This is a genomic window from Chryseobacterium sp. Chry.R1, assembly GCF_039645525.1.
In the GTDB taxonomy this organism is placed as follows: domain Bacteria; phylum Bacteroidota; class Bacteroidia; order Flavobacteriales; family Weeksellaceae; genus Chryseobacterium; species Chryseobacterium proteolyticum.
On the sequence record NZ_CP151793.1, the window covers coordinates 1,430,797 to 1,443,573 of the forward strand.

The following is a 12,777-nucleotide window of genomic DNA, read 5'->3' on the forward strand; positions in this document are numbered from 1 at the left end:
AAAAATGAAGAATTTTGAATTGTTCTTAAGCGAGATGGATATTTCTATTTTTTATGTAAAAATAGGATTTGGATTCTTGTTTTCTTTTTTAATCACGTTTTTCTCTATCCCAACCATTATTAAAATTTCTAGAAGAAAAAATCTGATGGATGAGCCGGGGGTAAGAAGTTCACACTTGAGAAAAATTCCCAATCTTGGAGGAATTGCTATTTTCTATTCTATAGGTATTTGTACTTCTATTTTTGCCTATGAACTTTTTGATCTGTATAAGTTTTTATTTGCTTCATTGCTCATTCTCCTTTATGTAGGAGTAATGGACGATATTGTAGTGATGAGAGCTTACAAAAAGCTTGTTGCCCAGATTGTGGTATCCACGCTTATCGTTATAGGATCTGATATAAGAATCAGAAATCTCTTTGGGATCTTTGGCATTTATGAACTTGAGTATGTTGTAAGTGTTATATTTAGTGTCATTACTTTTATTGTTCTTATTAATGCATTTAATCTCATTGATGGTATTGACGGACTCGCTGGAGGGTATTCAGTGATATGCAGTGCATTGTTTGGGATAAGTTATTATAGATTAGGAGAATATAATTATCCTCTGGTCGTATTGTCCGTTGTTATCATTGGGGCTGTTTTGGCTTTTTTATACTATAACCTCTCGAATTACAGGACCAATAAGATATTCATGGGAGATACCGGATCTATGTTGTTAGGATTTTTATTGGCATTTACAAGCATCTGTTTTATCGATATATTTATAGATAAAAAGCTTCCGGATATTCCAAGGTATCACTTACAGTCAGCTCCGGCGATAGCTGTAGCCATATTGATTTTACCTATTGTAGATACTTTGAATGTCATCTTTGTAAGACTTTGGAATAAAAAATCTCCCTTTGATGCGGATAAGAATCATATACACCATAAGCTTCTGAAGCTTGACTTTACCCATAGAAGATCGGGTTTTTATATTGTCGTCTATTATCTTTTTATAGTAATGGTGGCTTATTTTTTAAGACATATAAATGTAAATTTGTTGTTATTGGTGATACTTGTGCTGGGCTTTACTGGTGCTTATTTGCCGGATTTTATTTATCGGATAAGAAATAATAGGAAGTAACAATTAAATTTTTATTTTTGTAAACAACATTTGATTATGATAAGAAATTTTAAATATTTATCCCTTTTAATCCTGCCTTTTTTCATTACATCTTGTATCACAAAAAAAGATGTAAGATATATGCAGCCTAATGAAAATCTTGTGATCAATGAGGAAGGTCTTGTTCCTTACAACATTCCCGTATACAGGATCACGAAGAACGATATACTGAATCTCAATATTGTTACTACTCCAAAGGGCGATGCAGCGCAGTTTTATTCTACTTTAAATACTTCCGGTAGTACAGTTGCTCCCGGGGTTAATCCCACAACTATAGGAACTTTAGGACGTGTTGGAAGCGGAAGTGGAGGAAGTGGAGGCGGAGGAAATACCAATTTCTATTTTAATGGTTTAAAAGTGGATTCCAATGGAGATATTAATGTTTTTGGAATCGGTTACATCAAAGCAGAAGGACGTACTATCGAAGATATCACCAAAGAGATCCAGGAGAAAGTAAATGAAAATTTCCAGGATGGAAAGTCTCAGGTGAGATTAAATACGGACGGGATAACTTATTATATTCTTGGAGACACGGAAGCTGTTGCTATTACGGGAGAAAAAGTGGCTCACAAAAATACGCTTACCATTACCGAAGCACTGGCAATTAATGGAGGTTTAAATAAGAGTGTAGATAGAAAAACAATTGTTATCCACAGAAAATTACCGGAAGGAATTAAAATTGCGAAAATAGATTTAACCCGGGAAGATGTAATGAATTCACCATATTATTATGTGCAAAATGGTGATGAAATCTATCTTAATACCAGAGGAAAAAGCTTGAATGGATTGGGAAAAGACCCTGTACAGACGATCACAACAGGAATTTCATTAATTACTACAGCGTTGTCAGTTTATTTAATCCTAACAAGACTTTAATATCATGATTCCAGGAAAAGAAACTAACGTTGAGAAGAATAATTCTCAAAAAGATAAAACCGGTTCTTTTGAATTGTTTGATGTTGAGCACTTTTTAAGAAGGATATTAAAGAACTGGTATTGGTTTGTTTTAATGCTGTTTATTGGCTACTGTATCTCATGGATGTATGGTAAATATTATGCACAGAGTATTTATGCTTCAAACCTTTCTTTAAGTGTGTCTAATAATACTTCCAGCTACTTTACTCCTAACCAGTCAATTAACTTTATTTGGGGACAGGGAGGAAATCAAGACGGGATTTATTTGAAAAAAATGCTTTTGTCAAGATCACACAATGAATTTCTTGTAAAGGAGCTTGATCTTTTTGTTAACTATTCTACAAAAGGATCTATAAAATCTACTTATCTGGATAAAGACGATTCACCGGTCTTTGTGCAGATTGATAAGAAACACCTACAACAGATTAATTATCCTATTACACTGATGCCAAAAGGAGGAAATACTTATGAAGTGGTATTACCCGATAAAGGAGAATCAACTCATTTGTATAATTATGAAGTGGAGGGTTTTCAGGATATTCATAGCTTTAAAAGACCATCGAATAAAATAATTAAAGTAGGAGAATGGTTCACAGCACCTAATATAAAATTTAGATTGCTTCAGAATCCAATAACCCCAAATATTAAACTGGATAATATTATTGTTAATCTTAGTTCTGTCAATCAGTCCGTTAATGAGATTGTATCAACCATCGGAGTAGAGTTTGATAAGGAGATCAATTCTATTATGATCATTACAAAAACAGGTTTCAATCTTAATGGAACTGTAAATTTCCTTAACAAGTCTGTAAGTGAGTTACAGAAGAAAAGGATGCTTGATAAAATGACCGTCGATAAAAATACGGAAACCTATCTTCAGGATAATCTTACAGGAGTAAGAAAGAAACTGGATTCAAGTGCTACTGTTCTCAACTATTTAAAAACTTCGGAAAAGCTCTACGACATTAAAGATAGAGATGAAAAATCTCTGACGAAGATTAAGGAATTGGAAGCAAAAAAGGCGGACCTGACCAGTAAAATTAACTCCCTTAATCTTATTAAGAACACACTGGAGAACCAGAATTTTGATAAAATGATCAGTACAAATGCTGCAGGATTCGAAGACGGAATGTTTACGGCTTCAGTTTCGGAACTTAAAGCATTGTATCTTAAAAGGAGAGAAATGGCTACGATTTATACGCCAAATTCAGAACCTATGAAAGAAATCAACAGGTTGATCAGTGATGCAAAATTGAGCTCTTCCAACTCTTTGAGCAATTACTATAATGGATTTAATGTTGAAATCAATAAGATTAATCAACAGGTAGCTGAAGCTAATGCGGATCTTGATGCTTACCCTGAAAAGGAAAGAAAGTATTTGGATGCAGAAAGAGGGTACAATATGATTGAAGCCACTTATAATAGTTTACTGGGAAGGCAGAATGAAACTAAGATGAGGATGGCGACGAATCAATCTGATATATCTGTTATTGACCCTGCCAAAAATGTAGGACAGTCTCCTATCGGGCCCAATGTAAAAGGAACGAAGCTGGTCATTATGGGAGGTTTATTACTTCTGCCGTTTTTGTTTATTTTAATCGGAGAATTGCTGGATAATAAAATAAGAAATATTAAAGAGTTATTGAGTGCTACCAAAATTCCATTGCTTGGAGTGGTAGGTAATAATAATAATGAGAATATGCTTACCGTGCTTGATCAGCCTAAGTCTTCAGTTTCTGAAGCATTTAGAGGAATAAGGGCGAATATGCGATTTTTGTCTGATGAAAATGAAAAAAGTAAAGTTGTTTTAATTACTTCATCGATTGGAGGGGAAGGTAAAACATATGTTTCAATTAACCTTGCTTCAGTTCTTGGTTTAAGTGATAAAAAGACTATTCTTTTGGGAATGGACCTAAGAAAACCAAAAATATTCGGTGATTTCAAAATTGATAATAAATATGGAATTTCGAATTATCTTACAGGCGAAGTTTCCATTGACCAGATTATCAATAAAACAACAATTCCAAATCTTGATGTTGCTACTTCAGGGCCAATTCCTCCGAACCCGTCAGAACTGTTAATGAGTAAAAAGAATATTAAATTCATTGAAGAGTTAAGGGAGATTTATGATTTTATCATTATCGATTCCCCGCCGGTAGGGCTTGTCGCAGACTCATATGAATTGATGAAATATTCTGATACTAACATCTATGTGGTGCGTCATGAATATACTGAAAAGTATATGCTTAAAATGATTACGGAAAAATATCATAATAATGAGATTGAAAACCTTGGTCTTGTATATAATGATTATATTATAAAGCAGGGATATGGTTATGGCTATGGATACGGATACGGTTATGGCTATTTTGATGAGGACAAAAATTACAAAGAGCCGCTATTGATTAAAATAAGAAATAAAATACAGGCAATTTTTAATAAAAAATAAAACATTAAACCCTCATTTAATGAGGGTTTATTATATAAGGCTTTTATTGATTCTATTAAAAAAAGAATATTTTCGGTACTTTGTCGTTTACTTTATAACAAATTATGTTTTTTTGTTTGTTTTTAACTAAACATTAAGAATATCATTAATATAAAAATGTTTTATATTTGCAAAAATTAAATTTTAAAATAACCATAAATCCATATTCTTTTATGAATAAAAAATTATTATTTAGCTTCCTGGCCGTCCTTGGAACAATGACTGGTGTGAAAGCACAAAGAAACGAATTGGGAGTTCGTCTAGGTATGAGTAACCTAGTGGGTGATATAGGAAGTACGAGTTATATTTTACAAAAGCCGTTGGATTTAAGCAGAGCATCAGATTGGGGAGTTCCATTTTATGGTGGTATATTATATAGATTTAATTTTAATCCCTACCAAACTGTTAGACTAGATTTAGGTTATAATCAGGTACAGTTCAGTGATAAAGCAGCGAAAGAAGATTATAGAAGAAATAGAAACTCATTTGGAAAGAATAATGTATATGAAGCAAGTTTGGTATTTGAATATAATTTTTTCCCGGTAAATAATGAGCAGATAAGTATGGTTAGCCCTTATATATTTGGGGGTATTGGAGGTTTAATGTTTGATGCTCCTAAAGCGACTTTAGTGAATGACTTTAGAAGAGATGCAGATGGAGTAGCACAAGCTCCGATTAATGAAAGGGATTTTACTACAAGAGCAGAATATTCTCTGGGTAAGAAAGTAACAATGCATATTCCTTTTGGAGTCGGATTAAAATATAAATTTAACCATAGCTGGGCAATATTTGCGGAAGCTACGTTTAGATATACATTAACAGATCAGTTGGATCATAGTAAAATATTAACTAAAGATGTTGTATCTACCTATAATGGAGATATAGTAAACCCTACAACAGGAGGGTCTTTATTGCAAACAGGAAATTATTATGCTGTTTCAAAAGAAAGAGAAGCTGCATTTGTTAATGGAAGAAATGTTGGAGATACAAAATCTAAGGATTGGATGAATACCTTTAGCTTAGGTCTTACATTCTCCTTTGGAAGACCTCCGTGTTATTGTGAGTAATTAGTATGTCGTTGATTAAAGATAAAATAAATTCAGAGAATTTACCAAAACATGTTGCCATCATTATGGATGGCAATGGAAGATGGGCAAAATCTCGTGGTGAAGAAAGAACTTTTGGTCATAAAAATGCCATTAATGCTGTGAGAAATGCCATTAATGCGTGTAATGAGATCAATATCCCATATTTAACATTGTATACATTCTCTTCGGAGAATTGGAACCGGCCGAGTGATGAAGTAAATACTTTAATGAATTTGCTTACTGAAACATTATTGCTTGAAGCGGAAGAAATTTTCAGTAAGGGGCTAAGAATGCATGTTATTGGGAATCTGGATAAGCTGCCACCTCTTGTAAAAGAGCAGCTGCTAAGAGTGGTTGAATTAACAAAAGAAAACACAAAAGGTAATTTAGTATTAGCGATCAGTTATGGCTCGCAAAACGAGATCCTGAATGCCGTGAGAAATATAAGTTCTGATGTAAAAGAAGGCAAGGTGGATGTAGAGAATATTGATGAGAAATTATTCGAAAATTATCTCTATACAAAAGATTTTCCACCTGTCGATTTATTAATAAGAACCAGTGGTGAAATAAGAATTAGTAATTTTCTTCTTTGGCAGATCGCCTATGCAGAACTCCAGTTTTTAAATGTTCTGTGGCCAGATTTCACAAAAGATATTTTCTTCCAATGTATTGTAGACTATCAAAACAAAGAAAGGAGATATGGCCTAACCGGCGAACAAATAAAAATCCAGTAAAATTTAAAGAAAAGAAAGACTACGATAAAATGAAGTTTAGACTATTACCCATCATCATGTTTGTTGCTTCTGCACATTTTTATGGACAGGTGACTCCACAGGATAGCACAAAAGTGAATAACCCTGTGCATGCAGAAAACCAAACAGGAACCTACGTTCTTAAAGACATTGTTGTAGATGGGGTTAAGAAATATACACCTGCGCAAATCTTAAGATTTACAGGATTATCTAAAGGAGAAAGTGTGGATATCCCCGGACAAAAAGTTAGCAATGCTATCAAAAAGCTTTGGGATACCCAATCATTTTCAGAAGTAGAGGTTTATGTTCAAAGTATTGAAGGAGAAACAGTAGTTTTGAAATTTTACTTGCAGGACTTAAAAGAACTTGGAGAAGTTAAATTTTCCGGTAAAGGAATTGGAAAGTCAAAAAGCGAGAAACTAGCTAAGGATAATAACCTTAAGCCGGGAACTAAAATTACACAGAATTTAGTTTCAAGCCTAAAAACAAATGTTCCTAAAGACTATATTAAGAAAGGTTTTGCAGATGCAAAGATTTCTATTCAGGATAAAGTAAATGCAAATGACCCTGCTTTAGTGGACTGGACCATCAATGTAGATAAAGGCAAAAGAGTAAAGATTGATCATATTGAGTTCGAAGGGAACGAAAATGTGAGCGATTCTAAACTTAGAAACAAAGCATTTAAAGAAACCAAACAAAAAAGATTTGGGATCGGTGGTATCTTGAAATCCTCAAAATTTATCGAAGATAAATATCAGGAAGATAAACAAAGCCTGATCAGCTACTATAACTCATTAGGTTATAGAGATGCTGCTATAGTGTCCGATTCTGTTTGGAGAAATAAAAGAAATAATTACGAAATCAACGTAAAATTAAAAGAAGGTAAAAAATACTATATCGGAGATATCACTTTTACCGGAAATACAGTATATGCCACAGAATACTTGCAAAGACTTCTCGGTTATAAAAAAGGAGATATTTATGATGCAGTAGGTTTCAACAAAAAAGTTGGAGAAGATGGAGGTAAGGAGGATGATTCCGATATCAAATCGGTATACATGAATAATGGTTATCTTTTCTCTAATGTAACCCCTGTTGAAAAATCAGTATCTGGTGATTCTATCAATTTGGAAATCAGAGTAAACGAAGGAGAACAGGCAACTTGGAACAGAGTTACTTGGCAAGGAAATACAACAACTCATGACCATGTAATTCTGAGGGCATTAAGAACAAAACCGGGGGAGCTATTTAAGAAAACCGAAATCAAAAGAACTTATTTTGATTTAGCAGGTATGTCTTTCTTTGATCCGCAACAGATCGGTCAGGATATCCAGCCAAATCAGCAGGACAATACAGTAGACATCAACTGGAAACTTGTTGAAAAAGGATCTTCGCAAGTACAGCTACAAGCGGGGTATGGAGGAAATAGCTTTATCGGAACATTAGGTTTAACCTTTAATAACTTCTCTTTGAAAAACTTCCTGAAGTTTAAGGATTTCAGACCTGTACCTCAGGGAGATGGACAGACCCTGTCTATTCAGGCTCAGGCCGGACAATATTTTCAGAATTATGGGGTATCATTTACTGAACCATGGTTATTCGGAACAAAGCCAACGGCACTTTCTGTAAGTATTAATAACTCAATTGTTAGATATAGTACGTCAGTTACAACGACAAGTACTGACCCTTCAAGATTGAACATTTTTTCAGCATCTGTTGGGTTAAACAGACTATTGAAATGGCCGGATGATTATTTCTCATTGTATACAGGAATTCAGTATCAAAAGTATGACTTTAAAAACTATCCGTTTGATTTCGGAGGATCACAAGAAAATTATGGTTCAGCAAATAACTTAAGTTTAAATTTAGGGCTAAGCAGAAACTCTGCAGGTATCGACCCGATATTCCCTACAATGGGTTCCAATATCGAACTTTCTGCTAAGTTAACCCCACCATATTCATTGTTTAGTAATAAAGACTATTCTACAATGTCGCCTACGGATAAATATAAGTGGATGGAATTTTATAAAATTAAATTCAAAGCTGATGTTTATAACGAAATTGCAGGTAAGTTAGTTCTAAGGTCTTCTGCCGAAATGGGCTTCATGGATGGTTATAACAAGCAGTTGGGAGCACCACCTTTCGAGAGATTCTATATGGGAGGAACCGGGCTTTTCGGAGGAAGATATGACGGTAGAGAGTTAATTCCTTTAAGAGGTTATGAAAATGCTTCTACTTACGGAGGAGATGGTACTCAGGGAGATATCACTCCACAAGGAGGAGGTACCATTTATAATAGATTTACATTGGAGCTAAGATATCCGATATCATTAAATCAGACAGCAAAAATTTATGCATTAACCTTTGCTGAAGGAGGTAACGTTTGGAATTCATGGGGAAGCTACAATCCTTTCCAGTTAAAAAGATCAGTGGGGGTAGGGGTAAGAGTATATATGGGAGCATTTGGATTGATCGGATTTGATTTTGCTTATGGATTTGATAAACCAATAAACTCATCAGAGCCTTCAGGATGGAAGACACACTTCTTAATGAACCAATCATTATAATGATCACATGAAAAAAATTAAAATCATTTTCACATTTGTATTATTTTTGCTCTTCAGTTTTAGCAATGCGCAGAAAATTGGAGTAGTTGATACAGAATATATTTTGAACAAGCTTCCACAATATAAAGAGGCAGAAGCAAGATTAAATTCGCAGATTGATACTTGGGAATCGGAACTTCAGAGTTTGAATGCTGAGTATGAAAAGAAAAGATCTGCATTTGAAAATGAGAGAGTGTTATTAGTTGGAGACCAGCTCAAACTGAGAGAAAAGGAAGTAATGGATCTCGACAAGAACATTAAAACAACAACAAGTTTACGCTTTGGAACAAACGGGGAGATTACAAAATTGAGATCTAATCTCGTTGAACCTTTTCAGGATCAAATTTGGAACGCTGTAAAAACCATGTCCGAGAAAAATGGCTTGGGCATAGTTCTTGATAAAAGCAATAACATTAATGTTATTTTTCTTCAAAAAAGATATGACTATACAGACAAAGTACTAGACATTCTTTTAAAAGGAACAGAAAAGAAAGAAAAAACTAATACAAGAGGTAAAAAGTAATCGATGGAATTAACTTTTACTTAAATTAAAAATCTAAAACAAATTAAATTATTTATTTACCAATTATGAAAAAATTAAGTGTATTATTTGCAGCAGTAATGATGGTTGTATCTGTAGGTATGGCAAAAGCTCAAAAAATTGCTACTTTAGATGTTATAGGTGTTCTTAACGCAATGCCTGAAAAGAAAAAGGCTGATGCTGACTTAAAGACTTTCTTAGATACTAAGCAAGCTGAGATCAAAAAGAAAGCAGATGCTGGACAAGCTAAATTAAAGCAATATTCTGAGGAAGCTCCTAAGAAAACTGCCGATGAAAACAAAGCAAGAGAAGCTGAATTAGCTAAAATGCAAGAAGAAATTCAACAAATGAACGATAAAGCTCAGAAAGATTTTGTGGCTAAACAAGATGCTGCTTACGAGCCTATTGAGAAGAAACTAAACGAGGCTGTATCTAAAGTAGCTAAAGCTGCAGGATACGATTTCATTATGGATGCAAACTCTTCTGCATTTGTATACAAAGGAGGTCCGGATGCGACTCCAGCTGTAAAAAAAGAATTAGGTGTTCAATAATCTAACAAATTAACAAACATTTATAAAACTTACCACCTCTTTTAGGGGTGGTTTTTTTATTTTTGCCAAATGGAAAAAGAAGTATCAACAACGGTAAAAGTCAGATTCAGTGATTGCGATCCTATCGGGCATCTCAATAATGTAAAGTATTTGGATTATATGTTTAATGCGAGAGAAGATCACGTTGAAACATTTTATGGTTTTACTTATGAAGAGTACACCAAAAAAACTGGCTGTACCTGGATTGCTATACAGAATGAAATAGCATACCTGAAAGAAGTAAGATACAATACCCAGGTTGTAATCAGCAGCAAAACAATCGACATACAGGACAGAACTGCAAAAGTTGAAATTCTTATGAAGAGTCTTGATGAAAGTACAATTCATGCTGTTTTATGGGTAACCGTAATTTATTTTAATGTTAAAACAAGAAAATCAGATATACATCCTGAAGATATTAAAGAAATTTTCCATAAGTTCTACGTAGATTTAGAAGAAAAAGATTTTCAATCAAGAGTTAAGTTTTTAAGATCCCAAAACGCAAAAAATCCATAATGAAGAAAATAGTTGTTATAGGCAGTAATGGTCAGTTAGGCAATTGTATAAGGAAAATAGCCCCTGATTTTGAAAGTGATTATGAATTTATTTTTACGGACTCTCAGACCCTTGATATTACAGATGAAGATCAGGTAGACACCTTCTTTTACGATAATAAGCCGGACTTCTGTATCAATGCATCAGCGTATACAGCGGTAGATCTGGCTGAAAAAGAGAAAGAAAAAGCATTTGCAGTAAATGCTGATGGGGTAGCATATCTTGCCCAGGCATGTTCTGAACATAAAACAGTTTTAATACATGTTTCTACGGACTATGTTTTTGATGGAGAAACAAATTTATGCTATTCAGAAGATGACTTTACAAATCCGATTGGGGTATATGGAGCATCTAAATTAAGAGGAGAAGAACTTGCATTGGAAATTAACCCTCAAACAATTATCCTAAGAACCTCCTGGCTGTATTCTGAATTCAATAAGAATTTTGTAAAAACCATGCTGAACTTGTTTTCGCAAAAGGATGAGTTGGGAATTGTAGCAGACCAATTCGGACAACCGACTAACGCAAATGATCTTGCAGAGGCCATTATGGAGATTATTAAAACCTCACGTAAGAACTTTGGTGTTTTCCATTTTTCAAATTATCCTGAAACCACCTGGTATGAGTTTGCAAAAAAAATTGCTGAATTATCAGAATCTTCTGTTAAATTAAATGCACTGACTACTGAACAATATCCTACTCCGGCCAAAAGACCTAAGAGAAGTACAATGTGCTTAGACAAAATTGAAGAAGTTTATAAAATTGAACCCAAACATTGGGAGAATAGTCTTGAAGAATGTGTTAGCATTCTTTCACAACAATAAATATCTATGAAGAACCTTGCAATTGTAATTTTTGTTTTTGCCATTCATTTTTTTAATGCACAAAATGTGTATTTAACAAAAGTTGAGAAAACAAATGATAACTCAGATAAATTTTTATTTAAAATTAAAGAGGAAATAAAAGATGCGCAATATCTGGGAGAAGTTGAAGTGCGTGGTTTTTCGAAAGACGATGCTGCTGTTTTTTCTATGATATTTAAAAAAGCAAAAGAAATCGGAGCAAATGCAATTTCTTTACAGCCTTTTAACAATGTAGATGGATCTCATCAGGCTTTTAATCCTTCAAATTATAAATTGAATTTATATTATTTGCCAAAAGAAAAATTTGTTTCACAAACAGATCATATATTTTTGTTTGCATCCTCGGATAAAGATCAAAAAATTAGTGTTAATAAGAAAGACTATTTGTTATCTCCAAGATCTTTTTTTGTAATAGACGTTGTTCCGGGTGAAGTGTATACCATATCTACAAGGAAATTATTAGGCTCTACGATCAAAGTGCAGCCTAAGACAAATGAAACCAATCAGTATTTCCAGGTGTCAGCTCTCAAAGTAAAATCTGATAATACTGGAGTTGGTGGATTAAACCTTAAATCAGGTGATATTATTGGACTGGAAAAATCTTTTGCTGAATTTTTAAGTTTAATATATACCAAATTAGATTCTAAGTAAGAAGAATCTTCTTGTGTGTATAAAATAACGACCTCAAATTCATAGAGGTCGTTTTTCTTTTATATATACTATATGTAAACTTTATCTAGTATTTACCCGTCTCTTCATCTTTTATACTTTTCTTTTTGATAAAAACCCTTCTTTTCTTAGCTTTTATTTTTTTCCATTTCCCTTGTTATGGCAGTTTTCTCCTATGTTTTCGCCTTTATCATTCTAAATCCAGGAAAAAGCATTGAAATTTTTGGAGTTGCTTATCAGCGAGTTAAGATCAAATATGAACTAAATATGAATTTAAGTATAAAATGATTTGGATTGTTTGATGAATAAGATGTACTTTTGCCCCACTGAAAACGAGAGATAGTAGGTAGCGCAGAAGAGAGTAATTATAAACGAAGATTTAAAAAAATAAATAATAATTTATTTTGAAAATTGAGAAAAGTTTGTATCTTTGCAGTCCCAATTAAGGGAGCGCGGAGTAAAATTGAGATAAGTGTTTGAGAGGGATTAAGGTTACAGAAAAAACTTTAAAATTTTCTTCAAAAACATTTGGTCGGTTCAAAAACATT

At 33.5% G+C, this 12,777-nt stretch carries 11 protein-coding genes; all 11 read left to right on the plus strand.

Going from position 1 to position 12,777, the window contains the following annotated elements; all coding sequences use genetic code 11:
* Window positions 1-4 precede the first annotated feature (4 nt).
* Window positions 5-1,123 carry an MraY family glycosyltransferase gene (locus tag AAEU33_RS06680; RefSeq protein ID WP_273649875.1) on the plus strand — a complete coding sequence of 373 codons (1,119 nt, stop codon included), beginning with the start codon at window positions 5-7 and terminating at the stop codon, window positions 1,121-1,123.
* A gap of 36 nt (window positions 1,124-1,159) precedes the next feature.
* Window positions 1,160-2,038, plus strand: coding sequence for a polysaccharide biosynthesis/export family protein (locus AAEU33_RS06685; protein WP_172281083.1), 879 nt, complete (start codon window positions 1,160-1,162; stop codon window positions 2,036-2,038).
* Window positions 2,039-2,042: 4 nt separating this feature from the next.
* The gene (locus tag AAEU33_RS06690; protein WP_345991587.1) at window positions 2,043-4,526 is read left to right on the plus strand and encodes a polysaccharide biosynthesis tyrosine autokinase; all 2,484 of its coding nucleotides are present in this window, start codon (window positions 2,043-2,045) and stop codon (window positions 4,524-4,526) included.
* Between the two features lie 212 nt (window positions 4,527-4,738).
* On the plus strand, window positions 4,739-5,632 hold the full coding sequence (locus AAEU33_RS06695) for a DUF6089 family protein (protein WP_172282395.1): 894 nt from the start codon (window positions 4,739-4,741) through the stop codon (window positions 5,630-5,632).
* 5 nt (window positions 5,633-5,637) lie between these two features.
* Window positions 5,638-6,387, plus strand: coding sequence for a polyprenyl diphosphate synthase (gene uppS, locus AAEU33_RS06700; protein ID WP_172281079.1), 750 nt, complete (start codon window positions 5,638-5,640; stop codon window positions 6,385-6,387).
* A gap of 29 nt (window positions 6,388-6,416) precedes the next feature.
* A complete protein-coding gene (gene bamA, locus AAEU33_RS06705; RefSeq protein ID WP_172281077.1) occupies window positions 6,417-8,972 on the plus strand; it encodes an outer membrane protein assembly factor BamA in 2,556 nt (851 codons plus the stop codon).
* A 7-nt stretch (window positions 8,973-8,979) separates the two neighbouring features.
* The gene (locus AAEU33_RS06710; protein ID WP_172281075.1) at window positions 8,980-9,534 is read left to right on the plus strand and encodes an OmpH family outer membrane protein; all 555 of its coding nucleotides are present in this window, start codon (window positions 8,980-8,982) and stop codon (window positions 9,532-9,534) included.
* Window positions 9,535-9,599: 65 nt separating this feature from the next.
* Entirely contained in the window at window positions 9,600-10,103 is a 504-nt protein-coding gene (locus AAEU33_RS06715; protein WP_172281073.1) for an OmpH family outer membrane protein, read from the plus strand.
* 69 nt (window positions 10,104-10,172) lie between these two features.
* The gene (locus AAEU33_RS06720; protein ID WP_172281071.1) at window positions 10,173-10,658 is read left to right on the plus strand and encodes an acyl-CoA thioesterase; all 486 of its coding nucleotides are present in this window, start codon (window positions 10,173-10,175) and stop codon (window positions 10,656-10,658) included.
* Entirely contained in the window at window positions 10,658-11,521 is an 864-nt protein-coding gene (gene rfbD, locus AAEU33_RS06725) for a dTDP-4-dehydrorhamnose reductase (RefSeq protein ID WP_345991592.1), read from the plus strand. The genes AAEU33_RS06720 and rfbD overlap by 1 nt, the downstream gene beginning before the upstream one ends.
* Before the next feature lie 66 nt (window positions 11,522-11,587).
* On the plus strand, window positions 11,588-12,211 hold the full coding sequence (locus tag AAEU33_RS06730) for a hypothetical protein (RefSeq protein WP_345991594.1): 624 nt from the start codon (window positions 11,588-11,590) through the stop codon (window positions 12,209-12,211).
* Window positions 12,212-12,777 lie beyond the last annotated feature (566 nt).

What these genes read in the sequence shown, in the direction of transcription:
- AAEU33_RS06695 (WP_172282395.1), top strand. Translation starts at nt 4,739, where the DNA reads ATGAATAAAAAATTATTATTTAGCTTCCTGGCCGTCCTTGGAACAATG.
- AAEU33_RS06690 (WP_345991587.1), top strand. Translation starts at nt 2,043, where the DNA reads ATGATTCCAGGAAAAGAAACTAACGTTGAGAAGAATAATTCTCAAAAA.
- bamA (WP_172281077.1), top strand. Translation starts at nt 6,417, where the DNA reads ATGAAGTTTAGACTATTACCCATCATCATGTTTGTTGCTTCTGCACAT.
- AAEU33_RS06710 (WP_172281075.1), top strand. Translation starts at nt 8,980, where the DNA reads ATGAAAAAAATTAAAATCATTTTCACATTTGTATTATTTTTGCTCTTC.
- uppS (WP_172281079.1), top strand. Translation starts at nt 5,638, where the DNA reads ATGTCGTTGATTAAAGATAAAATAAATTCAGAGAATTTACCAAAACAT.
- AAEU33_RS06720 (WP_172281071.1), top strand. Translation starts at nt 10,173, where the DNA reads ATGGAAAAAGAAGTATCAACAACGGTAAAAGTCAGATTCAGTGATTGC.
- rfbD (WP_345991592.1), top strand. Translation starts at nt 10,658, where the DNA reads ATGAAGAAAATAGTTGTTATAGGCAGTAATGGTCAGTTAGGCAATTGT.
- AAEU33_RS06680 (WP_273649875.1), top strand. Translation starts at nt 5, where the DNA reads ATGAAGAATTTTGAATTGTTCTTAAGCGAGATGGATATTTCTATTTTT.
- AAEU33_RS06715 (WP_172281073.1), top strand. Translation starts at nt 9,600, where the DNA reads ATGAAAAAATTAAGTGTATTATTTGCAGCAGTAATGATGGTTGTATCT.
- AAEU33_RS06685 (WP_172281083.1), top strand. Translation starts at nt 1,160, where the DNA reads ATGATAAGAAATTTTAAATATTTATCCCTTTTAATCCTGCCTTTTTTC.